This is a genomic window from Leclercia sp. G3L, assembly GCF_021117075.1.
Taxonomy (GTDB): domain Bacteria; phylum Pseudomonadota; class Gammaproteobacteria; order Enterobacterales; family Enterobacteriaceae; genus Enterobacter; species Enterobacter adecarboxylatus_C.
The window spans coordinates 2986374-3011292 of sequence record NZ_CP088265.1 but is presented as its reverse complement, the minus strand read 5'-3'; the positions used below and the strand labels follow the sequence as shown (position 1 = coordinate 3011292).

The 24919-nt window shown below is 55.1% G+C and carries 27 protein-coding genes; 12 read left to right on the top strand and 15 right to left on the bottom strand.

Translation table 11 applies throughout. The annotated features are described in order from the left end of the window. Window positions 1-58: 58 nt before the first annotated feature. Both flhC and flhD read right to left on the bottom strand, forming a co-directional pair. Window positions 59-637, bottom strand: a complete 579-nt coding sequence (gene flhC, locus LRS40_RS15770; protein ID WP_039030857.1) for a flagellar transcriptional regulator FlhC — start codon at window positions 635-637, stop codon at window positions 59-61. A 2-nt stretch (window positions 638-639) separates the two neighbouring features. Then, window positions 640-990 carry a flagellar transcriptional regulator FlhD gene (flhD, locus tag LRS40_RS15765; protein WP_231312010.1) on the bottom strand — a complete coding sequence of 117 codons (351 nt, stop codon included), beginning with the start codon at window positions 988-990 and terminating at the stop codon, window positions 640-642. A gap of 786 nt (window positions 991-1776) precedes the next feature. Between flhD and uspC the strand changes: the two genes are divergently transcribed. After that, on the top strand, window positions 1777-2205 hold the full coding sequence (gene uspC / locus LRS40_RS15760; protein WP_231312009.1) for a universal stress protein UspC: 429 nt from the start codon (window positions 1777-1779) through the stop codon (window positions 2203-2205). A gap of 20 nt (window positions 2206-2225) precedes the next feature. Here the strand turns inward: uspC and otsA are convergent, their stop codons facing one another. The 7 genes from otsA to LRS40_RS15725 all read right to left on the bottom strand — a co-directional run bounded on the left by otsA (window position 2226) and on the right by LRS40_RS15725 (window position 10316). After that, the gene (otsA, locus tag LRS40_RS15755) at window positions 2226-3650 is read right to left on the bottom strand and encodes an alpha,alpha-trehalose-phosphate synthase (RefSeq protein WP_231312008.1); all 1425 of its coding nucleotides are present in this window, start codon (window positions 3648-3650) and stop codon (window positions 2226-2228) included. Continuing rightward, window positions 3625-4431, bottom strand: a complete 807-nt coding sequence (gene otsB / locus LRS40_RS15750; RefSeq protein WP_231312007.1) for a trehalose-phosphatase — start codon at window positions 4429-4431, stop codon at window positions 3625-3627. Before otsB ends, otsA begins: the two co-directional genes overlap by 26 nt. 175 nt (window positions 4432-4606) lie before the next feature. Then, window positions 4607-5587, bottom strand: a complete 981-nt coding sequence (gene araH, locus LRS40_RS15745; RefSeq protein ID WP_142486261.1) for an arabinose ABC transporter permease AraH — start codon at window positions 5585-5587, stop codon at window positions 4607-4609. Between the two features lie 14 nt (window positions 5588-5601). Beyond that, on the bottom strand, window positions 5602-7116 hold the full coding sequence (gene araG, locus LRS40_RS15740) for an L-arabinose ABC transporter ATP-binding protein AraG (protein WP_142486262.1): 1515 nt from the start codon (window positions 7114-7116) through the stop codon (window positions 5602-5604). Between the two features lie 67 nt (window positions 7117-7183). Beyond that, window positions 7184-8173: an arabinose ABC transporter substrate-binding protein AraF gene (gene araF / locus LRS40_RS15735; RefSeq protein ID WP_156264095.1), complete on the bottom strand. Its 990-nt coding sequence runs from the start codon at window positions 8171-8173 to the stop codon at window positions 7184-7186. Window positions 8174-8487: 314 nt separating this feature from the next. Then, window positions 8488-9045, bottom strand: coding sequence for a DJ-1/PfpI family protein (locus LRS40_RS15730; RefSeq protein WP_142486264.1), 558 nt, complete (start codon window positions 9043-9045; stop codon window positions 8488-8490). Window positions 9046-9618: 573 nt separating this feature from the next. Continuing rightward, window positions 9619-10316, bottom strand: a protein-coding gene (locus tag LRS40_RS15725) for an IS1 family transposase (protein WP_225322336.1) whose coding sequence is annotated in 2 segments (ribosomal slippage) — window positions 9619-10067 and window positions 10067-10316 — 699 coding nt in all. Because the reading frame shifts where the segments join, the coding sequence is not laid out codon by codon here. Between the two features lie 67 nt (window positions 10317-10383). On the opposite strand from LRS40_RS15725, the gene LRS40_RS15720 reads away from it, so the two are divergent. Both LRS40_RS15720 and LRS40_RS15715 read left to right on the top strand, forming a co-directional pair. Further along, window positions 10384-10872 (top strand): non-heme ferritin-like protein, encoded by a 489-nt coding sequence (locus LRS40_RS15720; protein WP_231312006.1) that lies wholly within the window; start codon window positions 10384-10386, stop codon window positions 10870-10872. Between the two features lie 170 nt (window positions 10873-11042). Next, entirely contained in the window at window positions 11043-12386 is a 1344-nt protein-coding gene (locus LRS40_RS15715; protein WP_142486266.1) for an anaerobic C4-dicarboxylate transporter, read from the top strand. A gap of 80 nt (window positions 12387-12466) precedes the next feature. Here the strand turns inward: LRS40_RS15715 and LRS40_RS15710 are convergent, their stop codons facing one another. Together LRS40_RS15710 and azuC are read right to left on the bottom strand one after the other, a co-directional pair. Beyond that, window positions 12467-12718 (bottom strand): DUF2766 family protein, encoded by a 252-nt coding sequence (locus LRS40_RS15710; RefSeq protein ID WP_039030868.1) that lies wholly within the window; start codon window positions 12716-12718, stop codon window positions 12467-12469. 95 nt (window positions 12719-12813) lie between these two features. Then, complete coding sequence (gene azuC, locus LRS40_RS15705; protein WP_098946254.1) at window positions 12814-12897, bottom strand: stress response protein AzuC; 84 nt, start codon at window positions 12895-12897, stop codon at window positions 12814-12816. 212 nt (window positions 12898-13109) lie between these two features. Here azuC and LRS40_RS15700 point away from each other — a divergent pair, with 212 nt between their 5' ends. After that, window positions 13110-14531: an MFS transporter gene (locus tag LRS40_RS15700; protein ID WP_231312005.1), complete on the top strand. Its 1422-nt coding sequence runs from the start codon at window positions 13110-13112 to the stop codon at window positions 14529-14531. A 41-nt stretch (window positions 14532-14572) separates the two neighbouring features. On the opposite strand, the gene LRS40_RS15695 is transcribed toward LRS40_RS15700, so the two are convergent. Further along, complete coding sequence (locus tag LRS40_RS15695; RefSeq protein WP_032612023.1) at window positions 14573-15211, bottom strand: RpiB/LacA/LacB family sugar-phosphate isomerase; 639 nt, start codon at window positions 15209-15211, stop codon at window positions 14573-14575. A gap of 294 nt (window positions 15212-15505) precedes the next feature. On the opposite strand from LRS40_RS15695, the gene yecR reads away from it, so the two are divergent. Further along, window positions 15506-15844, top strand: coding sequence for a YecR family lipoprotein (yecR, locus tag LRS40_RS15690; RefSeq protein ID WP_142486268.1), 339 nt, complete (start codon window positions 15506-15508; stop codon window positions 15842-15844). A 209-nt stretch (window positions 15845-16053) separates the two neighbouring features. Further along, on the top strand, window positions 16054-16551 hold the full coding sequence (ftnA, locus tag LRS40_RS15685) for a non-heme ferritin (RefSeq protein ID WP_231312004.1): 498 nt from the start codon (window positions 16054-16056) through the stop codon (window positions 16549-16551). 34 nt (window positions 16552-16585) lie between these two features. Here ftnA and LRS40_RS15680 read toward each other — a convergent pair whose 3' ends face one another. Together LRS40_RS15680 and LRS40_RS15675 are read right to left on the bottom strand one after the other, a co-directional pair. Next, window positions 16586-16825 (bottom strand): YecH family metal-binding protein, encoded by a 240-nt coding sequence (locus LRS40_RS15680; protein ID WP_156264100.1) that lies wholly within the window; start codon window positions 16823-16825, stop codon window positions 16586-16588. Between the two features lie 67 nt (window positions 16826-16892). Continuing rightward, window positions 16893-17234 carry a hypothetical protein gene (locus LRS40_RS15675; protein WP_231312003.1) on the bottom strand — a complete coding sequence of 114 codons (342 nt, stop codon included), beginning with the start codon at window positions 17232-17234 and terminating at the stop codon, window positions 16893-16895. A 249-nt stretch (window positions 17235-17483) separates the two neighbouring features. Between LRS40_RS15675 and tyrP the strand changes: the two genes are divergently transcribed. Next, entirely contained in the window at window positions 17484-18695 is a 1212-nt protein-coding gene (tyrP, locus tag LRS40_RS15670) for a tyrosine transporter TyrP (protein ID WP_231312002.1), read from the top strand. Between the two features lie 80 nt (window positions 18696-18775). On the opposite strand, the gene LRS40_RS15665 is transcribed toward tyrP, so the two are convergent. Then, a complete protein-coding gene (locus tag LRS40_RS15665) occupies window positions 18776-19444 on the bottom strand; it encodes a YecA family protein (RefSeq protein ID WP_231312001.1) in 669 nt (222 codons plus the stop codon). Between the two features lie 427 nt (window positions 19445-19871). Between LRS40_RS15665 and LRS40_RS15660 the strand changes: the two genes are divergently transcribed. From LRS40_RS15660 to LRS40_RS15640, 5 genes are all read left to right on the top strand, one after another. Beyond that, the gene (locus LRS40_RS15660) at window positions 19872-20993 is read left to right on the top strand and encodes a branched-chain amino acid ABC transporter substrate-binding protein (RefSeq protein WP_142486274.1); all 1122 of its coding nucleotides are present in this window, start codon (window positions 19872-19874) and stop codon (window positions 20991-20993) included. 101 nt (window positions 20994-21094) lie between these two features. Continuing rightward, window positions 21095-22009: a branched-chain amino acid ABC transporter permease gene (locus LRS40_RS15655; RefSeq protein ID WP_059309089.1), complete on the top strand. Its 915-nt coding sequence runs from the start codon at window positions 21095-21097 to the stop codon at window positions 22007-22009. A gap of 10 nt (window positions 22010-22019) precedes the next feature. Continuing rightward, the gene (livM, locus tag LRS40_RS15650; protein WP_231312000.1) at window positions 22020-23321 is read left to right on the top strand and encodes a high-affinity branched-chain amino acid ABC transporter permease LivM; all 1302 of its coding nucleotides are present in this window, start codon (window positions 22020-22022) and stop codon (window positions 23319-23321) included. Next, window positions 23318-24193 (top strand): ABC transporter ATP-binding protein, encoded by an 876-nt coding sequence (locus LRS40_RS15645; protein WP_231311999.1) that lies wholly within the window; start codon window positions 23318-23320, stop codon window positions 24191-24193. Before livM ends, LRS40_RS15645 begins: the two co-directional genes overlap by 4 nt. Further along, window positions 24190-24906 carry an ABC transporter ATP-binding protein gene (locus LRS40_RS15640; protein ID WP_142486277.1) on the top strand — a complete coding sequence of 239 codons (717 nt, stop codon included), beginning with the start codon at window positions 24190-24192 and terminating at the stop codon, window positions 24904-24906. Before LRS40_RS15645 ends, LRS40_RS15640 begins: the two co-directional genes overlap by 4 nt. The last annotated feature ends 13 nt before the right edge of the window (window positions 24907-24919 follow it).

Below are 24919 nucleotides of genomic sequence, written 5' to 3'. Positions count from 1 at the left end.
GCAAAAAAAAGCAGCGGTAATTGCTTACCGCTGCTGGAATCTTGCCCATACGTTCGGGTTAAACAGCCTGTTCGATCTGTTCATCCAGCAGTTGTGGATTACTATCGGCAACATCCCGGGAAAGTTTACGTCTTTTTACCGCGCGAGACGGTGGTTGGCACAAACTGCAGGCAAAGCTGCCAGCGGGCTGATGTGCGTGGGTGATAAAGTTACCGCTGCAGCAGTTGCAGCGCGATAACTCAAGCAATCCGCTTTCAACAAAACGCACCAGCGTCCATGCGCGGGTCAGTGCCAGCAAAGGGCCTTCTTCAGGCTGCGGGCACTGCTCGAGGTAAAGTTTGTACGCTTTAATCACCGCATCAACGCCGCTGCATAAGCCGGTCTTGAGCAGGTACTGCCAGGCATTACAGAACATGGAAGCATGAATATTCTGCTCCCACGTCATAAACCAGTCGGTGGAAAATGGCAGCATGCCTTTTGGCGGCGGGCTACCACGTAATTCTTTATAGAGTTTGATAAGACGACCACGGCTCAGCTGTGTCTCGCTTTCAAGCATCTGTAAACGAGCACCAAGCGTAATCAGTTCCATCGCCAATTGAATGTCACGCGCTTCCTGAACAATGCTCTTCTCACTCATTGTTATGCCCTTTTCTTACGGGCTGCGTCATCAGGCTGGCTGATTTCGTTAAGCAAACGGGTAGAAAGCAAAATACCGGTGTGAACCTGCTGCAGATCGTCCACGCGGGACTCCTGAGTCAGCTGCGTCACCGTCTGGTGATTATCGAAACGGAACTGACAAACTAACTGATTAGTTTCGGCCAGTTTAACCATCTGTGGCAGCGTTAAACCGCCAAGTGTTGTCGCCATCTCTTCATGAATACCCAGACGGAACATCGCCAAGGCTTTGTCCTGGCTAATCAAACGTTGTGCAAGCAATAAATATGACAGGTTGATGTCATAGATGTGTTTTAGCAATTCGGATGTGTTCATTTATCCCTTCCCGAATAACACTATATTCTTGTGCGGTAGACCGCACCCCGTGATGTCGCCGGGAAAACCCCGGTAAAAAAAGAAGAAAAGGCTAAAACGCATAGTTGAATTAAGTTCTGTATTGATTAATCACGTAAAAAAACAATAATTGCTTCCTGACAGTTATCACTTCTTACAATTAACTAAGATTTTTCCTAATTCGGTGCAACTCTACCCGTCCGGTGTAGGACATACAATGCGGCCTCGCCCGAAATTTAAAATAAATGTGATCTACGTCACATAATTTAAGTGAATTGGAACCAAAAATCCATCAGCATCACTTCTAAATTGTCTGTTTTATGAGCAAATAGCACCAGGATATATTCTGTATGGACGAATATTCATGCAGAAGTATGAACAAACCCGGCACGTTACTTGCCGGGGGTTGACAACTTACAAATTTGCAAAAACCATACGTATATCTAAGATAGAAACAGCAATATAACTTATTGAAATATAATAAATAAAACTAGGGTAAATACGTAAGTAATTTCTTTCGTTTACGGCTGAGTGGTTGTTGCAGGGGCGTTAATCCCCTTGTTTTTGCGAGGGTTTCAATTGTATGATTTACGTTAAGAACCCTGTTTTACCCCCAGTAGGAGGGGTTAGCGCTATTCATTACATAAGAATATTTAATGAATAATTATGATAAGCATCACATGAATGTCATTTTATGCTCTTGCGCCAGTAAAAAAATCGCGCTAAAGCTGAGGAATCGCTAATGTACAGATACGTCTGGAGGGTACGATGAGTTACTCCCATATCCTTGTTTCTGTTTCTGTTTCCCCTGAAAGCCATCAACTGGTCGCCAAAGCGGTCGCGATTGCTCGTCCGACCCAGGCACGCATCACTCTGGTCACCCTTTCTGCCGATCCTGAGATGTACAACCAACTGGCCGCACCGATGCTGGAAGATATTCGTGGCGTTATTCAGGAGGAAACCCAGCAATTTCTGGCCGATCTTATTGCCCGCGCAGAATATCCCATTGCGCAAACACTCTGTGCGACAGGCGAACTAAGCGAGCAGATATTTGATATATGTCAAAAACAGAACGTAGACCTGGTGATATGCGGAAATCATAACCACAGCTTTTTTTCGCGTGCAGCCTGTTCCGCAAAAACAATAGTTAGCAACAGTAAAGTGGATGTGCTGTTAATTCCACTCAGCGCAGTTTAATGCGCTGAGTGGAATATTATTCAGGCAAGTTTAGGGAAGGTTGCGACCTTTTTTTGCAGGTTGCTCTCCACGCTGCGGGGCGTGATCTGATTCAGATCGTCAATAAAACGCGCCTGCCAGCGGTCAATATCATTCTCGCGAATGACTTTCATCATTTCCGCATGGCGTGAGATACGCTCCGTGAGCGGCATATTCAGCGCCCGGTGCAGGGCGTTGGCCACATCATCCCGATCGTAAGGATTGACGATCAGCGCTGAGGTGAGCTCATTGGCGGCACCGGCAAACTGCGACAGCACCAGAACCCCGGGGTCGGTCGGATCCTGCGCGGCAACGTACTCCTTCGCCACCAGGTTCATACCGTCACGCAGCGGCGTCACCAGCCCGACATCAGCATAGCGGAACACTTTCATCAGAATTTTGCGTTCAAAATGCTGGTTGAGGTAGAACAGCGGAGTCCAGCCCAGCTGGCCGTAGCGGCCATTGATGCGCCCGGCTTCGTTTTCAAGCTGGTGTCGAATGTCCTGATAGGCCTGGACCTCGCCACGCGAGGTCGGCGCGATTTGGGTATAGCGGATCTTACCGTGGTGCTCGGGATATTTCTCCAGCAGGGTCTCATAGGCCTGAAAACGTTCCGGCAGCCCTTTTGAATAATCCAGACGCTCAACGGAAAAGATGTTTTTAACGTTCTTGAGCTCCTCTTTCAGCTGCGCCAGCTTAGGCGGCAGCGGCCCGGAGGCTTGATCAACAATCTCGTCCGGCTCAATGCCGATAGGATAGACCTCGGTGCGGAAGCGCTTGCCCCAGGCAGAGTGCGAATCATCGTCATGGGCCGTCAGCCGCGTTTTGCTGGCCACGCTGTCGAGGAAGGCCTGGCGGTCGTTTTCGGTCTGGAAGCCCAGCAGATCGTAATCACAAAGATCTTCCAGCAGTTCATCGCTGGGCGGTAGCGCGTTGAAGATCTCCGGCGTCGGGAAAGGAATATGCAGGAAGAAGCCGATGCGGTTGTTGACGCCGCGCTTACGCAGCTCGCTGGCAAACGGCAGCAGATGGTAATCATGCACCCACACCGTGTCGTCCTGCTGGACTAACGGCTGTAACTTATCGGCCAGCAGGCTATTCACCCGCGAGTATCCTTCCCAGGCCTCGCGCTTAAACTTCACCAGGTCCAGGCGATAGTGAAAGGCCGGCCACAGTACGGCGTTGGAGAACTGGCTGTAATACTCATCGTAATTCTGTTCACTGAGATTAAACGAGGCCCAGGTGATGTTCCCGCGTGTCACCTTTTTTAGCGGTTTTTCCTCATTACCAATCTCTCCACTCCAGCCAAACCAGAGCCCCCCCGTACTTTTTAACGCCCCCAGCACCCCTACCGCCAGGCCACCTGCGCTGGCTTTTTTGTCGTCCGGGGGAGCGATGCGATTAGAAACTACGATCAAGCGACCCATAAGGTTTTCTCCTGTTAATTTGCGCTATTTCTTTTTCTTGTTGATGATTAGCGGCTTTTATTACCCATTGCCAGACATCGGGTACCGTTGCCAGCCGCCAGCTGGCTTTGGTCTCACCCGCGCCGACTTTCACTGATATCCCTTTAAGCTGGTTAACTACCTCAAAGCCATGCTCGTCGGTCAGGTCATCGCCAAAGAACACCGGCGTTCTGCCGAGGAAAGGCGCTTCATGCATAAAGGCAGAAATGGCTTCGCCTTTGTGGATGCCCCTCGGTTTGATTTCGACCACGCATTTACCCGGCTGAAGTGACAGCTGCGGGTTGTCATGGACCACCTGTTCCGCCAGGTTAAACACTTCCTTCTCATACTGGGGCGCCTGGCGATAGTGGAGCGCAAACGCCATCCCTTTAGCCTCCAGCTCGGTGCCAGGCAGATATAAAAGCGCCGTCGTCAGCTGCGCATGCAGCGTCTGGACCAGATCCGGAGGAAGGGTAACGGTTTGCAGATGACCATGGATGTCGCGGCGCTCCGCCCCGTGTACACCGGCAAGCGGAAAACGGTAAGGTCCGGCGAGCTGATCCAGCTCGGCGATTGAACGCCCTGATATCAATGCCAGTGCCCCCTGGTTCAGCTGCGCGAGCTGATTCAGCGCCTCTAACACTTCGACGGGAACTGCCACCTCATCGGGGTGCGGCTTGATGGTTGCCAGGGTCCCGTCGAGGTCAAAAAAGTACGCATAGTTTTCAGTTAGTAACGGCGGTGAAGTTAACGTATCGGCCACCCTGATCCTCCTTACAGTTGGCGAGATGAAAAACTGTTAACATCTCAGTAGCCATGTAAGTATAGACAGTGTGACGGCGCTCGCCATTTGACAACCCCCTTCCCGCTGCGGCTGGAAAGGGGGTTAAGGTCGCGACTACACTTAAAAGTTAGGTCGTGGAAGGCAGGAAAACGGGTTAAAGGGTGCGCTTGGCTTTTTGTTTGTAACGGTCGAAGATCACCGCTGCAAGCAGGATCAGGCCACGTACCACGTACTGCGAGAACGGGGAGATGTTCAACAGGTTCATGGCGTTCTCTACCGTCCCAAGAATCAGGATCCCCGCCACCACATATGAGATTTTTCCGATGCCGCCTTTCAGCGATACGCCACCTAAAACGCAGGCAGAGATAACAATCAGCTCATAACCGATGGAGGTCATCGGCTGGCCGCTGGTCATGCGCGAGGCCAGGATAATCCCCGCCGCCGCCGACACCAGACCGGAGAGCACGAAGATGATGATCTTGGTGCGTACCACCGGGACACCGGCCAGACGTGCCGCCTCTTCATTACCGCCAATCGCCAGGGTATTACGGCCAAAGGTGGTTCTGTTCAGCAGGAAACCAAAGATAATCAGGCAGCCCACCGTCAGCCAGATAGGCGCAGGCAGACCGAGCCAGTTGGCGTAGCCGAGGGTAAAGAAGCGCTCGTCTTCAATCCCCACCGCTTTACCGTCAGAGATGATATAGGCCAGCCCGCGTACGATCTGCATGGTGGCAAGGGTGGTGATCAGGGCGTTGATTTTCAGACGCGCAATAACAAAGCCGTTCACCAGCCCGCTGAGTACCCCGAGCAGCAGCCCGGCCGCGACGCCAATCCACAGGCTCTCGGTCATGTTGATGACCACCGCGGTGGTGACCCCGGCGCAGGCGATAACCGAGGCGACCGACAGGTCAAAATCGCCAGACGCCAGACAGAACAGCATCCCGCAGGCGACCATCCCGGACATGGAGATCGCCAGCCCCAGCCCCTTCATATTAATGAAGGTGGCAAAGTTAGGCACAAAGATGGCGCAGCCGAGGAACAGTACGGCGAAGACCACCAGCATGCCGTATTGATCCCAGATCCGCCCAAAGCTGAAGGCCGATTTCGGCGCTCCGGATGTAGTGACAGAGGACATCTTATTCTCCTTACTCAGGCGACAGCCTGGCTGACTTTAGGCATGGCGAGGCTTAAGGCCTGCTGTTCGTTCGCCTGTTCATGTAGCAATTCACCGGCAATGGCCCCTTCACGCATCACCAGGATACGGTCGGCCACACCCAGCACTTCCGGCAGATCGCTGGAGGCGAAGAGCACCGCCACGCCGCGTTTTGCCAGGGCGTATATCACGTTATAAATTTCGTGCTTCGCCCCCACGTCGATACCGCGGGTCGGTTCATCCAGCAGGATCACCTTCATCTCTTCCGACAGCCAGCGGCCAAGGATCGCCTTCTGCTGGTTACCGCCCGAGAGGTTCATGATCAGCTGTTCCGCGCCCGGGGTTTTAATGTTCAGCGCGCGAATGTGGTGATCGGCATTGCTGACCTCCCACGTATCGTTAATCAGGCACCCGGCGCGAATGGTCTTGCGGCGCGCCGAGATGTTGATGTTGTCCCGCACCGAGTGCACCGGGATAATCCCCTCGGCTTTACGGTCTTCCGGGCAGAGCATCATCCCTGCGCGAATGGCGTGCGCCGGTTTCTGGATATCGACCGGTTGTCCGTCGATAAAGACCTGACCGCCGGTGATACGGGTCCCGCCAAAGAGCCCTTTCATCAGCTCGCTGCGCCCTGCCCCCACCAGCCCGAACAGGCCGACGATTTCTCCGCTGCGCACGGTAAGGCTGACCGGCAAGCGTACGCCCGGGGCTTTTACCTCTTCCAGACGCAGCAGCTCACCGCCGTACTGGCGCGGCTCCCAGTGATAGATATCCCCCAGCTCGCGCCCCACCATCGCCTGCACCAGCTGGTCGTGGTTAACCTGCTGCATATCGGTGAAGGTGCGAACATAACGGCCATCTTTAAACACGGTGATGGCATCGCTGAGAGCGAAGATCTCTTCCATACGGTGCGACACGTACAGAATGATACGACCCTCTTTACGCAGCTCGCGGATCACCCGGAACAGGTTGTCGATTTCACGCGCCGACAGGGAGCTGGTCGGTTCATCAAAGGCAATGACTTTGGCATTGCGCGCCAGCGCTTTGGCGATCTCCACCATCTGCCACTGGCCGATGGAGAGATATTTGAGCGGGGTCTGCGGGTCAATATCCAGCCCGAGATGCTTCAGCTGCAGACCGGCTTCATAGTTGAGCAGCGAACGGTTCACAAAACCGCCCTTGTGCGGAAGCTGCCCAAGGTAGATGTTTTCCGCGACCGTCATCTCCGGCACCAGATGCAGTTCCTGGTAGATGATGGCGACGCCGGCATTCAGCGCGGCGGTGGTGTCCGCAAACGCCACCTCTTTGCCCTGTATCGCCAGGGTACCCGTTGTGGGGGCGTAGTTGCCGCTGAGGATCTTCAGCAGCGTGGATTTTCCGGCGCCGTTCTCCCCCATCAGGGCATGAACCTGACCCGGGTAGCAGTCAAAGCTGATGTCGGTCAGCGCGTTGACACCGGGGAAGGTTTTGCCGATGCCGCGAAAAGAGAGATACGGTTCAGACTGTTGCATAACGTCTCCGAGGATCGAGTAGTGAACGTCTGCCCCCCTGGCTTGCGGGGGGCGCAATCACAGTAAATTACTTACCGCCCAGTCCTTTTTTCTCCAGCTCGGCTTTGAAGTTGTCACGGGTGATCAGCACCACGTCGGTTACTTCAGTAAATTTCGCCGGTTCTGCCCCTTTGGTCACCCAGTTGTAGAGCATTTCGCTGGATTTGTAGCCGTGTACGTCCGGGCTTGGCAGCAGGGAGCCGTAGAAGCCAGTAGCCTGTGCTTTGGAGAGTTCGCTCACCGCATCCACGCCGTTGATGCCGATGCCGATCACGTCTGCCGCTTTGAAGCCCTGGCCTTCGGTGGCGCGCACGCCGCCGAGCACGGTGTTGTCGTTCATCCCGACCACCAGCCAGTGTTTCACTTCAGAGTGCTGGACCAGCATGGAGTTGGCCGCATCGAAGGCGCCCGGGATATCGTTAGATTTGGTGGGTACTTTGTAGATCTGTTTTTCCGGGAAGCCGGCGGCTTTCAGGGCATCCATTGAGCCGGTGGTGCGACGGCGCGCGGTATCAAGCTCGTCGGCGGTAATGGCCATCACGGCGGTGTCTTTTACATCCCAGCCGCGTTTTTGCATCTCTTTATACAGCTCCTGGCCCTGACGTTCGCCGATTTTGGTCGCCGCCATCATCACCAGCGGCACGGTATCCATTGGATTGCCTTTGGCGTTGACGAACTGATCGTCCACCGCAATGACCTTCATGTCATAGCCGCGCGCTTTCGCCACGATGGCGGAGCCCAGTTTCGGATCCGGAGTACAAATGACAAACCCTTTCGCGCCGCTGGCCGCCAGGCTATCGATGGCGTTCAGCGTTTTTTCACCGTCCGGCACGGCAATTTTAATCACTTCAAAGCCCAAATCTTTCCCGGCTTTGTCAGCGAATTTCCACTCCGTCTGGAACCATGGCTCTTCCGGCTGCTTCACCAGGAAACCGAGCTTTAAGTTCTCCGCCATAGCGGATTGTGACATAACGGCAGCCAGACCGATGGCCGCCAGCGCTTTAGTAAATTTGTGCATGGTTAACTCCAGCTTTAGCGTTCTAATATGTAGGGGAAACAACATCTCAATTCTGTTTAATCGGACTTAAAACAAGGCATTAGCGCCAACCGTGTTTAAAGCGCATTTGCTTGAGATAGTTTTAGCGGGAAATTAATCATCCATAAGAGAGCGCCATCACACCGCAGAATTACAGTAATTGCGTACATACATTCAGCGAAAAATGACATAAATACGGTGGTATTTGTCAGACAAATAGAAAGGGATAAAGCAGATTAGTCCATAAGATCAGCTAAGATATCCTTGTTAGACGGGCGCACGCGCGCCCGGAGATCTTACCAGGGATAGTAGATGTGGTCGGCGTGGTCGCGCACCGGCGCTTCGTCGCCTAACAGGCGGGCAGAGAGGGTCAGCGCGAAGTCGAAGGCATGGCCCAGACCTTTGCCGCTGATGAGGTTGCCGTCTTCCACCACCGGGGCATCAACATACACGCCGTCCTGCACGGCCTGCCAGAGATCGCCTGAACAGACATAGCGACGGCCTTTTAATAAACCGTTCCCGCCCAGCACACGCGCGGCCGCGGAACAGATGGGCGCGATAATCCTGCCCGCTTCGTCATGGGCGGCAATAAAACGCAGCACCCCGGCGCTGGCAGCGAGGTTCACACTGCCCTGCGGCCCGCCCGGTAAAACAACGGCGTCGTAGTAACAGTCGATTTTCTCACTCAGGGTGCTGTCCGCGACCATCGGGATATTATGGTAGCTCACCACCGCGCGCGATTCGGCGCAGGCCAGGGTTTCTACCTCAATGTTGAGACGGCGCAGGATATCAATGGTGATGATCGCTTCCGCCTCTTCAAATCCGGGTGCCAGCAGCACCGCAACGTTTGCCATAGTGAACTCCGTTAGATAAAAACATAAAACAACGTTTCATTTTCACAGAGTGCGGGGCGGCAAACTTCCTGCTGGATCACATAACACGCTATTTATTGCAAAAATGATCCTGCTCAATTTTCGTCAGGTGTAAAAAAAGATTAATAGCAAGAATTATCTCTATCCCGTCTTACGGGAATAATTATTAATTTACTTGCTAAGCGCATATTCTAGTGCTACCGAATAAAACATTAAACGGCGTTATCGGTCAACCTGCCTTATATTTATACATAAGCTTAAATATCATTAGCTTATGAATCACCATATTCCCGTTATTCCTCACTAAACCTTTCACTGTTTTAAATTGCCGATGGGAAGTAAGGTTTAGTAAGAATATATTTATAAGGATTTTCTTATAAACCAACCGCTGTTATGATGATTTTTACCCGATGCCTGAAATGAATATGGGATCACATACAGGGAAAACAGAATGCTTTTATTCTGTAGTGAACTATCGTTAATGATGATTATTTTTTAGGTTACATAAACGAAGAAAAGGGAATGGATATGGCTGTCTCGGGTAATGACTCCAACTTACTGATAGTGTTTTATGTTCAGATAATGCCCGATGACCTTGTCATGCAGCTCCACCGATTTTGAGAACGACAGTGACTTCCGTCCCAGCCTTGCCAGATGTTGTCTCAGATTCAGGTTATGTCGCTCAATGCGCTGAGTGTAACGCTTGCTGATAACGTGCAGCTTTCCCTTCAGGCGTGATTCGTACAGCGGCCAGCCATCCGTCATCCATACCACGACCTCAAAGGCCGACAGCAGGCTCAGAAGACGCTCCAGTGTGGCCAGAGTGCGTTCACCGAAGACGTGCGCCACAACCGTCCTCCGTATCCTGTCATACGCGTAAAACAGCCAGCGCTGACGTGATTTAGCACCGACGTAGCCCCACTGTTCGTCCATTTCAGCGCAGACAATCACATCACTGCCCGGTTGTATGCGCGAGGTTACCGACTGCGGCCTGAGTTTTTTAAGTGACGTAAAATCGTGTTGAGGCCAACGCCCATAATGCGGGCACTGGCGCGACATCCGACGCCATTCATGGCCATATCAATGATTTTCTGGTGCGTACCGGGCTGAGAGGCGGTGTAAGTGAACTGTAGTTGCCATGTTTTACGGCAATGAGAGCAGAGATAGCGCTGATGTCCGGCAGTGCTTTTGCCGTTACGCACCACGCCTTCAGTAGCGGAGCAGGAAGGACATCTGATGGAAATGGAAGCCACGCAAGCACCTTAAAATCACCATCATACACTAAATCAGTAAGTTGGCAGCATTACCGCTGTCTCGGATATGATTACCAAGCTCAATACGCAGATGAACCTGGAGTTTCACGCGTCAAATCTCTCTTTGCACCTCAGCGAGTGGTGTTCAGAACATCAGCTTACCGGTTCCGCGACCTTCCTGCGCACCCAGGCGCAGAGCAACGTCACGCAGATGATGCGCGTTTTTGATTTTCTGAAAGCCTCAGGCGCCATGCCGGTTCTGAAGCCCGTGGATATGACGGACGAAGACTGTAATGGTCTGGAAGCCGTTTTCCAGCGCACGCTGGAAGAGTATGAGCAACGCTGTCTGACCCTGACTCAATTAACGGATGAAGCGCGGAAGATGCAGGATATCTCCACGCTCAACTTCCTGCATGATATTGAAAAGGAACAGCAGCAGGATGGGTTGTTACTGAAAACTGTCCTTGATGAAGTTCGTCAGGCACGTCGCACCGGCATGGGTATGGAACAGACCGATCGCCACCTGCTTAACGTCGTCAACTGCCAGCACCACTGATTCTGCACTTCACGTTCATTACCCGGCCTGTGCCGGGTAATTTTGTTACAAAAACGCAACCAACCCCTTGCTTTTATTAACCTTTAACAAATCCGATCTGGCTCCCACCGAATACCCCTTCTCCGTGTAATGATTTGCGAAAATTTTATTTTCACAGACGAGGGATACGTATGATTAGCGTTGAATTTATTGTCATTATTCTGTGCCTGTTAATAGGCACCCGGTTTGGAGGAATGGGGCTGGGGCTGATAAGCGGCATTGGCCTTTTTATTCTCAGCTTTGTCTTTGGGCTCCAGCCCGGTAAGCCCCCGGTGGATGTCATGCTGACGATCCTTGCGGTCATTGGCTGTGCGGCCACGCTTCAGACCGCCGGGGGGCTGAATGTAATGATGCAGTTTGCCGAACGGCTGCTGCGGCGGCATCCGCAACACATTACCCTGCTCGCCCCTTTCACGACCTGGATGCTGACCTTTCTGTGCGGTACAGGCCATGTGGTCTATACCATGTTCCCGATTATTGCCGATATCGCGCTGAAAAAAGGGATCCGTCCCGAGCGTCCGATGGCGGTGGCGTCCATTGCTTCACAGATGGCGATTACCGCCTCTCCGGTGTCGGTTGCCGTCGTGTCGCTGGTGTCTATTCTTGCCGCGCAGCACGGCGTGGGTCAGGCATTTGGCATTCTTGAGATCCTCGCGATTTCGGTCCCGGCCTCGCTGGCGGGAGTGGCGATTGCCGCGCTCTGGAGTCTACGCCGTGGCAAGGATCTGGCCGACGACGCGGAATTTCAGGCCCGGTTGCAGGATCCTGAGCAGCGTAAGTTCATCTATGGCAGCACCGATACCTTGATGAATCAGCGTTTCCCGAAGCAGGCGTACTGGTCCACCTGGATCTTCTTCGCCGGGATTGCCGTCGTGGTGCTGCTGGGCGCCCTGCCCGAGCTGCGTCCGGCCTTTGAGGTGAAAGGCAAGCTGACGGCGCTGTCGATGAACCTGGTGATCCAGATGATGATGCTGATTGCCGGGGCGGTAATGCTGATGCTCTGCAAAGTGAATGCAGCGGCGATCTCAAACGGGGCGGTGTTTAAGGCCGGGATGGTGGCTATTTTCTCGGTCTTTGGCGTGGCATGGATGAGCGATACCTTTTTCCAGGCGCATCTGGATGAGCTGAAGATGGCCCTTGAAGGCGTGGTGAAAAGCCACCCCTGGACCTACGCCATTGTGCTGTTTCTAGTTTCGAAGCTGGTCAATAGCCAGGCGGCAGCGCTGACGGCAGTTGCGCCGATGGGGTTAATGCTGGGGATTGACCCGAAGATGCTGATTGCTTTCTTCCCCGCGTCGTACGGCTATTTCGTTCTGCCGACCTACCCCAGCGACCTCGCCTGCATTGGCTTTGACCGCTCGGGCACCACGCGTATCGGCAAGTTTATTATCAACCACAGCTTTATTCTGCCAGGGCTCATCGGGGTGAGCTGTGCCTGTGCGGTGAGTTATCTGCTGGTGCAGACCTTCCTGTAATCATCATACCGGGCGACCGCGGGTCGCCCGTTCACTTTATTCTCACAAAATCATTTCTAAATTCAAAGCGTCGGTTTATTTTAGTGAGACTCGCCCTGCGGCGTGAACTTCAGTTCAATCAGCGCAATGGCTTTCTGAACCGCGCGCAGCGTGACGGGGTCGGCCGAGGCAGGATTGCTGGCGAAATCGATATTTTTGAGCTGGCTGGACATCTTCTCGCGCACCTCAGCCGGGGCGATGATTTCAATCACATCAAGAATTTGTTTGATAACCAGCTGGCATGCAACAACGTCAGAGATCAGTTCCTGATCGGCACTCAGGTTTTGAGACATAGGCTTCTCCTGTTTGAAAGGCCGCCATAGTAGCAAAACGCCTGCCCTGATGCGGCCTGCAGGCACAAAAAAACCTGCCGAAGCAGGTTTTTTTATCAGAACATCGCGCCTGGCGGTACGTCCTTGAAGGTCTTGCAGTAGGATTCGAACATGCTTTTCAGGATTTTGCGCAATTTCATCATTATGCTCCGGCTAAATGTTATGCAGGTGTTATTGTTGATGCGCCTATAATATGACCTTCATCACAAAAATCAATGATTTTGTGATATTCATCACGGCAGTTTATTTAAAATAAAACAGCGTTCCTGTTAAAAACAATAACAAATCAGGTGATTAGCAGCGTATTTGTTCCTGTAAATTTTTAAAAAAATTTTGAAGTGGCAGAGGAAAAATGACCGAAAACATCTCCGGTAAAGCGTCCAGCGGGATCTCTCCCGCTGCGCTGTTAGTCGCGGGCGCGTTCTTTATGGAGTTTCTCGACGGCACGGTGATCGCCACCGCGCTGCCCGATATGGCGAGAAGCTTTGGCGTGCAGGCGGTGGATCTCAACATCGGCATCAGTGCGTATCTCATCACCCTGGCGGTACTTATTCCCGCCAGCGGCTGGATCGCTGACCGTTTTGGGGCGCGTAAAGTTTTCACCCTTGCGCTGGCCATTTTTACCCTCGCTTCGGTGCTGTGCGGCCTTGCCACCAGCGTCGATCAGTTCGTCGCCATGCGCGTCCTGCAGGGGATGGGCGGCGCGCTGATGGTGCCGGTTGGGCGGCTGGCGGTGCTGCGCACCACGCCAAAACATCTGCTGATCGCCGCCATCGCCACCTTCACCTGGCCCGCGCTGGTAGCGCCGATAATCGGCCCGCCGCTGGGCGGCTTTATTACCAGCTATGCCAACTGGCGCTGGATTTTCTTTATTAACGTGCCGCTGGGGCTGATTGCCATCGTGCTGGCGCTGCGCATTATCCCGGATATCTATGAAGAGAGCCGTCGCCCGTTCGACACACCGGGCTTTATCGCCACCTCGGTGGCGATGGTCAGCCTGGTCTGCGCCATGGAGATGATGGGGGCGCAGCAGGTCAATACGGGGATCACCCTGGCGCTGCTGGCTATCGGGGTGGTCACGATGATCTATGCGCTGCGGCATTTCCGGCGCGCTGAATGGCCGATGATCCGCCTGGATGCCCTGCAGGTGCCCACCTTTCGCGTGACGATGTACGGCGGGTCGCTGTTCCGCGCCTCCATCAGCGCCGTACCCTTTTTGCTGCCGCTGCTGTTTCAGGTGGGATTCGGCATGGATGCGTTCCACTCCGGTCTGCTGGTGCTGGCGGTGTTTGTCGGCAACCTGACCATCAAACCGGCGACCACCCCGCTGATTCGCGGGCTGGGGTTTAAAAAGCTGCTGCTGATCAACGGGGCGCTGAACGTGCTGGCCCTGCTGGCCTGCGCGTTCCTGACGCCGCAAACCCCGGTGTGGGTCATCATGCTGGTGCTCTATCTGGGCGGCGTATTTCGTTCCATTCAGTTTACCGCCATCAGCACCCTCGCCTTTGCCGACGTCCCTTCCCCGCAGATGAGCTATGCCAACACCCTGTTTTCGACCGCCACCCAGCTGGCGGTGGGGCTGGGGATCACCCTCGGCGCTATCGGGATCCGTATTGGCGAACTGTGCAGCGAGATGCTGGGGATTGAAGCGCTACCGGGGATCGGTTTCCGGCTGGCATTTGTGGCGATTGCGCTGGTCTGTCTGCTGGGGATGTTTGATACCCTGCGGCTGGTGAAAGATGCCGGCAGTGCGGTATCCAACAAGCAGGCATAAAAAAAGCCAGCGCAAGCTGGCTTTTTCCTGGTGTTGGCAACTTAGCCGATAATGCCGCGGACAAAAGCTTCGATCTCTTTATCCTGGCAGTTCTCAAAGAAGCACTGCTGGAAACGCTGACCGGTCACTGCCGTTTTAACCAGCTCTGGATCGATAGCGCGCAGGGTGTCGAGATAGTTCTCTTTAACCACCGCGGCCTTAACCTGGTTCAGAATGCCGGCGTTGCGAACCTGCGGCTCTTTACGCTCTGGCGGATAACCTTCGCCATTACGGCCGGTGAAGGCTTTTTCAAAGATGAAGCGGACGTTCAGCTCTGCGCCCCAGCCGAAGCCTTTGGCAAACGGCAGGGAGAGCGCGTTACCGTTGTTGATCTGGGCGAACAGGAAAGCATCCGCCGGATCGATGCAGTAGCCGCACACCACGCCCGGATGGATGTTCAGGGACATCAGCGCGCCCTGGCCGGTACCGCAACCGGTTACCACGAAATCAACCGCTTTCGAGTTCAGCAGAATGCTCGCCATGATCCCCAGGTGAATATAGGTCAGGTGGTGATCGTTTTCGTCGCTCATCCCAACGTTGTAGACCGGGAAACCTTTCTCTTCAGCAACGGCGTTCAATTCCTTGAGGATGATGGCGTTTTTTGGCGCCTGGCTGTTTTCCATCATCAGTGCAATTTTCATTCTTCGTCTCCTGAATGCGATGCGGGGCATCCCGCTGTGAATAGCTTACCTGTTCAACCTTACTACTAAGCAAACACACTTTCAAATTAAGTGAAAAATAGTTTCAAAAAACAAAGATGCGCTCACAATTTTGTACTCAGAGGCGTTTTTGCCACCGATGGATAAAAGGATGGCATAAGATTGAAGGAGCCGGGGCTCGTGGCAAAGAGAAGAGGCAGAACAGGCGTTTAATCCTGGCATTGCGGCGCACATCAGCCGCTAGTATAGATTATTTCAACGCATTCAGAGTGTTCTATGAAGAGATTATGCACTGGCGGCCTGCTCCTGTTACTGGCAGGCTGTGGCGTTACCCGGCAAGCAGAAGTCAGCAGCGTCGACGTCACGTCAGGTGTCGTCATGCTCAATTACGATCAGGCCATGTTGCAGAACGCCCGCTATGACGACTACGTCACCAGCGGCACCGCGACCCGTGAATGCCAGGCGATGGGGTACAACACGGCCATGGCCTACGGTCAGCCGGTCAAAACCTGTAGCCTCATCAGCGGCTCGCTGTGCCTCAATGAGACCATGACCATCCAGTATAAGTGTTATGGTTATGCTCCGCCGCTCGTCGTCACGACGTCCGCCTGGTAATAATGCCATTGCCAGCGCTCCCGCTGGCAATAATATTTTAAACACGAAACAGAATAATTCTCATTAATATATTTAAATTACCCGCAATGCGTTTTATTCCCATTCGTATTATGATCGCTTAAATATTTATTTTACTTTTTGCAAATAAATAAATAACAAATTATAGTGACGCTCACGTTGACCAGTTAATAATAAAACGGAGCTACACCATGCTTAAAACTGAAATGATCGACAAGCTTAATGAGCAAATGAATCTGGAGCTGTACTCATCCCTGCTCTATCAGCAGATGAGCGCCTGGTGTAGCTATCACAGTTTTGAAGGCGCGGCGGCATTTATGCGCCGTCACGCGCAGGAAGAGATGAGCCACATGCAGCGTCTCTTTGATTATCTTACCGATACCGGCAGCCTGCCGCGCATCAACCCGGTGGCATCCCCCTTTGCAGAGTACGCATCGCTGGACGAACTGTTCCGCGCCACTTATGAGCACGAGCAGCTGATCACCCAGAAAATTAACGAACTGGTTCATGCGGCCATGACCAGCCAGGATTATGGCACCTTTAATTTCCTGCAGTGGTATGTGGCAGAACAGCATGAAGAAGAAAAGCTGTTTAAATCCGTGCTCGATAAACTGTCGCTGGCGGGTAAATCGGGTGAAGGGTTATACTTTATTGATAAAGAGCTGTCGACGCTCGACGCTCAAAATTAATATTACTGCGGCGCCTTCCGGCGCCGCGTTATTTTTAATGACGACAAATTTTACTTTCGTGCGTTGAAAAACCGGTATCCAGCGGAATAAATTTCCCGCGTGCCGCCAGAAACGCCACCAGCTCCGTCGCGGTCATTTCCGCCGCCGAACAGGTATGAAAACGTGCCGCCTCACCAAAGCGTGCGGTAATTGCCGCCACCAGGCTCGCTTCGGTGTACTGTTCACCGGAATCAATCATCATCGTCAGCACGTCGTGCCCATGTATGGATGCCATAAACCCTCCAGAATGAAAGGCGCAGCCTGACACGTTCCTCCTCTGCCCGCGTTGCGCTGGCGCAGGTTTACATACAGCCGGCACAGCTGGTACAGCGCCAGTCCTGTTTATTCACCGCCTGATAAAACTGACGATAGCTATCGGTTTCCAGCGGGATGGCGTGGTCGAAAAAGAGGTCGGTCAGCCACTCGACGTTCTCAATGATCCACTCATCTTCCTGTAAGCCCTGGGCGAAAGTTTCATCCTCAGGATCGATAATCGAGTAAATCGCCCAGGTACCCATGTCCTTTTCCTGCCGCGCCTCCGGCAGGGCTAACGCCTGCCCCTGCCAGGTGATGATCCAGTGCCCATGACACAATAAATTGCCTGAGCGACTCCATTTTGCACTGAAGGGGTTACTGCCGGTCATCGCCGTCTCACTTTTTTTGATTATTTATAAGAAACGTTTACGTTACGCCTGATTATCGGGCGAAAACATTGTCCTTATGAAGTAGGCGAATACCCCCACTTTCATGGGCATACGACCAGGCCGTCGCTCCGGGTTATTTCCGTAAACATTGTTTTACAGTCGTTGTAACGTCGGTTTGACGAACCTGCGCTTTTCCCTTACTCTGCGCCGCAGATTTTGTCGTGATACAGCAAGGCCGTAGAGGAAAACGTGAAGAACAGAACGCTGGGAAGTATTTTTATCGTCGCCGGAACGACGATTGGAGCTGGAATGCTGGCGATGCCGCTGGCGGCCGCGGGCGTCGGGTTTGGCGTCACGCTGGTATTGCTGGGCGTACTTTGGGCGCTGATGTGTTACACCGCCCTGCTGCTGCTCGAAGTGTATCAGCACGTTCCCGCCGATACCGGGCTGGGGTCGCTGGCCGGCCTCTATCTGGGCCGCTTCGGCCAGTGGATCACCGGCTTCAGCATGATGTTCCTGATGTATGCTCTGACCGCGGCCTATATTAGCGGCGCGGGGGAGCTCATCGCCTCCAGCGTTAACGACTGGTTCAACGCCGATATTACCCCTGCCACCGGGGTGATCTTCTTTACCCTGATTGGCGGCGGCGTGGTCTGCGTGGGCACCTCGCTGGTGGATCTCTTCAACCGCTTCCTGTTCTCGGCAAAAATCCTCTTCCTGGTCGTGATGCTGGCCCTGCTGGCACCGCATATTCATAAGGTCAACTTACTGACCCTGCCGCTGGAGAAAGGGCTGGCGTTGTCGGCCATCCCGGTGATTTTTACCTCGTTCGGTTTTCACGGCAGCGTGCCGAGCATCGTCAGCTATATGAATGGCAACGTGCGCAAGCTGCGCTGGATTTTTATTACCGGCAGCGCCATCCCGCTGGTGGCCTATATCTTCTGGCAGCTGGTCACCCTCGGCAGTATCAACTCTTCGACCTTTATGGGGATGCTGGCGAGCCACACCGGCCTGAACGGGCTGTTGCAGGCCCTGCGTGAAGTGGTTGCGTCGCCGCATGTGGAGCTGGCGGTGCACCTGTTTGCCGACCTCGCCCTGGCAACCTCGTTCCTCGGCGTGGCGCTGGGCCTGTTCGATTACCTTGCCGATCTGTTCCAGCGCAGCCGCACCCTGAGCGGGCGGATGCAGACCGGGGCGATCACCTTCCTGCCGCCGCTGGCGTTCGCCCTGTTCTATCCGCGCGGGTTTGTGATGGCGCTGGGGTATGCCGGGGTGGCGCTGGCGGTGCTGGCGCTGCTGCTGCCGTCGCTGCTGGTCTGGCAGAGCCGTAAGCAGCATGCCACCGGCGACTACCGGGTACCCGGCGGTAAACCGGCGCTGTGTCTGGTCTTCGCCTGCGGGATTGCGATAATCCTTGTGCAGTTTGGCATTGCGGCGGGGTTGTTACCGGAAGTGGGATAAGCAGTTGTGCCGGGTGGCGCTGCGCTTACCCGGCCTACGATAGCTGTAGGCGCGTGCAAGCGAAGCGCCGCCGGGCGCTGTTAATGCAGACAGCAGTTCTTGAATTTTTTACCGCTGCCGCACGGGCAGGGATCGTTGCGGCCGACTTTGGTGCCGTTGATCACCGGCTGCTGGGTGACCGGCTCCTGCGGGTTGGCAATCCAGTAGTTATACAGACGCAGCGCCGCCGGACGAATGTTCTCGATGCTCTGCTGGAACTCCTCTTCGCTGAAGCTGTCCAGACGCTCAAAGTTCTCTTCGGAGCCGTGCAGGGCAATCAAATCCAGATCGGCACGCAGGGATCCCGGCAGGGATGACCAGTCGGTCAACGCCACGCCGCGCATATAGCCGAAGCACCACTCCTCTACCACGGTATAAGTTTCGCCCTCGACGTCGTTCATGCCGAACATCGGTTCAAACTGTTCCGGGTAGTCGCTCAGGCGCTCGGCGATATCGTTCATGTGCTTGAAGCAGAGATCGATAAAGCGGTTCATCTCACGATCGTTCTTCCAGCGCGGAATGTTTTTCTCGCCGCCCCATACCGCCACCAGCCAGCGGTCCGGCTCAACCACCACCGGGCCAGACAGCACCGCGGTCAGCATCCCGTCGAGCTCCGAGACGTCTATAACGGACTCGCCGTCATGACCGTAGGTCATTAAGGTCTCTTCCAGCCACTCCATTTCGGTTTCGTTTAACGGGCCTTCGCTCATGGTAAATCTCCTGCAGAATTGAATTGCGTGCAGGGTAACACAGAAAGCGTGTTGAACTGTCCCCTTCCCCTGCTTATCCCGGGCGCTTTACTGGTGCAAATGCGTTTGAATCGTGACCGTTGCACAACTTATGTGCTTTGTTGTTAATGAGATGTGATCCCCGCTGTAATTTCACTGCGTGGTGCCGGGTGGCTTAAAACGGCGCTCTATACTGAAAATTGTCGAAACACAGGCAATCTGCTGCCGTTCTGGCAACCATTTTGCTTACTGTTGTGCTGAGGGTAAAACCCTCAGGCAATCTCGCCTGTTTCTGCGGTATGTCGTCCGTTTAGTGCATTACGTTTTGAACACGTTTTGGATTGGGCACGCCTCCGGCGTTCGACTACACAGGGTTGTGCCAAAAACCACTCAGAAAAGGTACATAATAATGTCGCTGAAATTGATCAGAAGTCCTCTCTCTATCGTGCTGGCAGGGTGTCTGGTGACGGCGTTTTCCGCCCAGGCTGATATCGTCATTGGCGTGGCGGGTCCCTTCACCGGGCCGAACGCCACCTATGGGGACCAGTACTGGCACGGCGCGACCCAGGCCGCGGAAGACATTAACGCCGCGGGCGGCATTAATGGCGAGAAGATCAAACTGGTGCAGGGCGATGATGCCTGTGAACCGAAACAGGCCGTCTCGGTCGCTAACCGTCTGGTTGACCAGGATAAGGTCAAAGCCGTGGTCGGCCACTTCTGCTCCTCCTCCACCATGCCGGCCTCCGAGGTCTATAACGACGCCGGCGTACTGGCGATCACCCCGGGCTCCACCAACCCGCTCATCACCGAGCGCGGCATGAGCGACATGTTCCGCATGTGCGGTCGTGACGACCAGCAGGGCCAGGTCGCCGCTGATTTCATTATCGATAAGCTGAAAGCCAAACGGGTGGTGATCATTCACGACAAAGACACCTACGGCCAGGGGCTGGCGGATGCCACCAAAGCGGCGCTGGCGAAACGCGACGTTAAGGATGTGATGTACGAAGGCCTGTCGCGGGGCGAAAAAGACTTTAACGCGCTGGTGACCAAAATCGGCGCCCAGAAGCCGGATGTGGTCTTCTTCGGCGGCTGCCACCCGGAAGCGGGCCCGCTGGTGCGCCAGATGCGTGAGCAGGGCGTGCAGGCCAAATTCTTCTCCGGCGACTGTATCGTCAACGAAGAGATGGTTACCGCCGCCGGGGGCGCGCAATACACCAACGGCATCTATATGACCTTCGGCAAAGACCCGCGCCTGATCCCGGAAGGCAAAGCAGTGATCGACAAATTCCGCGCCAGTAAATTCGAGCCGGAAGGCTACACCCTCTACTCCTACGCCTCTATCCAGGCCATTGCTGCGGCCTTTAAAGCTGCGGGCGGTGCCGATCCGGCCAAAGCCAGCGAATGGCTGAAGGCTAATTCGGTGGATACCGTGATGGGCAAAAAATCCTGGGACAGCAAAGGCGACCTGAAAGTCTCCGACTACGTGGTGTACGAGTGGGACGACAAGGGAAAATATAAGGAAGTGCAGTAACGGGACGGAATCACGCTCAACGTCGGTATGGCGACATACCGACGCAGTATAAACATCGGGCCGCGCCCTGAACGGGCGGCCTAAAACACGAGCGCGCGATGATGGAAACTTTCTTTCTGCAGCAGTTAATCAATGGCTTAACGCTGGGGTCGGTCTACGGTTTGATCGCCATCGGCTACACCATGGTCTACGGCATTATCGGCATGATTAATTTCGCCCACGGCGAAGTGTATATGATCTCCGCCTATCTCTGCGCCATCGGCCTGGCGCTCCTCTCCTTCTTCGGGCTGGAATCCTTTCCGCTGCTGATCCTCGGTACGCTGGTGTTCACCATCGTGGTGACGGGGGTCTATGGCTGGACCATCGAGCGGATCGCCTATAAACCGCTGCGTAACTCCACGCGCCTGGCCCCGCTGATCTCCGCCATCGGCATGTCGCTGATCCTGCAAAACTACGCCCAAATCAGCCAGGGGCCGCGCCAGCAGGGGGTCCCCACCATGCTCGACGGGGTGCTGCGTTTTCATATTGGCGAGGGCTTTGTGCAGATCACCTACACCAAAGTCTTCATTCTGATCGCCTCGTTCACCGGGATGCTGCTGCTCACCTGGATAATCAGCAATACCCGGCTCGGGCGGATGTGCCGCGCCGTGCAGCAGGATCGCAAGATGGCGTCGATTCTGGGTATCAATACCGACCGGATCATCTCCCTGGTGTTCGTGATTGGCGCGGCGATGGCCGGGCTGGCAGGAGTGTTGATCACCATGAACTACGGCACCTTTGATTTTTACGCCGGTTTTATCATCGGGATTAAAGCCTTTACCGCCGCCGTTCTCGGGGGGATCGGCTCCCTGCCCGGCGCGATGCTGGGGGGCCTGATCCTCGGCATTGCCGAGGCGCAATTCTCCGGCATGGTGAACTCCGACTATAAGGATGTGTTCTCCTTTGGATTGCTGGTGGTGATCCTGATTTTCCGTCCTCAGGGACTGCTTGGCCGCCCTGTTGTGGCCAAGGTGTGAGGGAAAAAAGATGACTGCACAAATCGTTTCGCAACCCGCATCCCACGAGGGGTTTTCGCTTAAGCGCTGTCTTCTCGACGCCATTTTTGCCGGCATGGTGGCGCTGATCGTTTTTGGTCCCATCGCCGGCGTGGTGCTGGATGGCTACAGCTTTAACTTCGAAGGGCGGCGGCTGGCGTGGATCATTGCCACGGTGATGACGGGCCGTTTCTTACTGAGCGCCTTTTTAACCACCGCGCCGGGCCGACGGGTGATGGCCCGCTTCGACAACGATAACTCAGGGGTCTACGTCCGCCCGCCAGAGTACAAAAGCCGGATGCGCTGGATCCTGCCGCTGATTATCGCCCTGGCGGTCTGTTTTCCGTTCGTCGCCACCAAGTACGTGCTGACGGTGGCAATCCTCGGCCTGATCTACGTCCTGCTCGGCCTCGGGCTGAACATCGTGGTGGGGCTCGCGGGCCTGCTGGACCTCGGCTATGTCGCCTTTTACGCTATCGGCGCCTACGGCCTGGCGCTGGGCTATCAGTATCTGGGGCTCGGCTTCTGGACTATGCTGCCGCTGGCGGCGCTGATGGCCGCTGCGGCCGGGGCTCTGCTCGGCTTCCCGGTGCTGCGCATGCACGGCGACTATCTGGCGATTGTGACTCTCGGCTTCGGGGAGATCATCCGCCTGGTGCTGAACAACTGGCTCACCTTCACCGGCGGGCCGAACGGTATCTCCGCCCCACCCCCTACCCTGTTCGGGCTGGAGTTTGGCCGACGGGCGAAAGATGGCGGCGTGCCCTTCCACGAGTTCTTCAACCTGACCTTCAACCCCAATCTGAAGTTCATCTTCATCTACGCCATTCTGCTGCTGGTGGTGCTGCTGGTGCTGTACATCAAGCACCGCCTGACGCGGATGCCGATTGGCCGTGCCTGGGAGGCGCTGCGTGAAGACGAGATTGCCTGCCGCTCCATGGGCCTCAACCATGTGCTGGTCAAGCTGTCGGCCTTTACCCTCGGGGCCTCAACCGCGGGCATTGCCGGCGTGTTTTTCGCCACCTATCAGGGGTTTGTTAACCCTACCTCGTTCACCTTCTTTGAGTCGGCCCTGATCCTCGCCATTGTGGTGCTAGGCGGGATGGGTTCCGCCCTCGGGGTGGTGCTGGCGGCCTTTGTGCTCACCGTCACCCCCGAGCTGCTGCGCACCTTCGCCGAGTACCGCGTGCTGCTGTTCGGCGTCCTGATGGTGGTGATGATGATCTGGCGACCGCGGGGGCTGATTCGCATCAACCGTAGCGGCTTCGCGGTGCGAAAAGGAGTGGCACCATGAACGGGACCATTTTAAGCGTGGAGCATCTGATGATGCACTTTGGCGGCATCAAGGCGCTTAACGACGTGAATCTTGAGGTGCAGCGCGGCTCTATCACCGCCCTGATCGGGCCGAACGGTGCGGGGAAAACCACGGTGTTCAACTGCCTGACCGGGTTTTATAAAGCCTCCGGCGGCAATATTTTGTTCAATACCCGCAGCAAAACGACCAACGTGATTCAGATCCTCGGGCAGAAATTCCAGCCGGGGGACTGGATCAACCCGGCACAGTTCGGCCAGCGTCTGTTTTATAAAATGTTTGGCGGCACCCATCTGGTCAACCGCGCGGGGCTGGCGCGTACCTTCCAGAACATCCGCCTGTTCCGCGAGATGTCGGTGGTGGAGAACCTGCTGGTGGCGCAGCATATGCAGGTGAACCGCAACCTGCTGGCCGGGGTGTTGAACACCCCCGCCTACCGCCGGGCGGAGAGCGACGCCCTGGACCGGGCCTTTTACTGGCTGGAGGTGGTGGATCTGGTGGACTGCGCTAACCGCCTCGCAGGCGAAATGTCCTACGGCCAACAGCGGCGGCTCGAGATTGCCCGCGCCATGTGTACCGGGCCGGAGATGATCTGTCTCGATGAACCGGCCGCCGGGCTCAATCCGGTGGAGACCCACACGCTGAGTAACATCATCCGTTTCCTGCGCGATCGCCACGACATTACCGTCCTGCTGATCGAACACGATATGGGGATGGTGATGGAGATATCGGATCACATCATCGTCCTCGACCACGGGGATGTGATTGCTCAGGGCAAACCGGAGCAGATCCAGCACGATGAAAAAGTCATTGCCGCCTATCTGGGCACCGATGAAAGCGAGGTCAGCGTATGAGTGAGGCAATGCTGGAGTTTCGTCAGGTGGATGTCTATTACGGGGTGATCCAGGCGCTGAAGCAGGTTTCATTGCAGGTCAACCCCGGCGAAACCGTGGCGCTGATCGGCGCGAACGGGGCGGGCAAATCGACCCTGCTGATGTCCATTTTCGGGCAGCCCAGGGTACGCGACGGGCAAATTCTGTTTTGCGGCGAAGACATCAGCCATAAATCGACCCACTACGTGGCCTCGGGCGGCATCGCCCAGGCCCCGGAAGGACGGCGCATCTTCCCCGATATGACCGTCGAAGAGAACCTGCTGATGGGCACCATCCCCATCGGCAACCAGTATGCGACAGAGGATCTCCAGAGCATGTTTGACCTCTTTCCGCGTCTGAAAGAGCGGCGTAAACAGCGGGCGATGACCATGTCCGGCGGCGAGCAGCAGATGTTGGCTATCGCCCGCGCCTTAATGAGCCGGCCAAAACTGCTACTGCTTGATGAGCCGAGCTTAGGGTTAGCGCCGATAGTGGTGAAGCAGATCTTCCAGACCCTGCGCGAGCTGGCGCGCAACGGGATGACGATATTTCTCGTGGAACAGAACGCGCACCATGCGCTAAAGCTCTCCGATCGTGGATATGTGATGGTCAACGGCCAGATCCGCCTGAGCGGCAGCGGCGAGGAGCTGCTCGGCAATCAAGACGTCAGAAAGGCCTATCTGGGCGGCGTGTAGCCAGGACGATCCC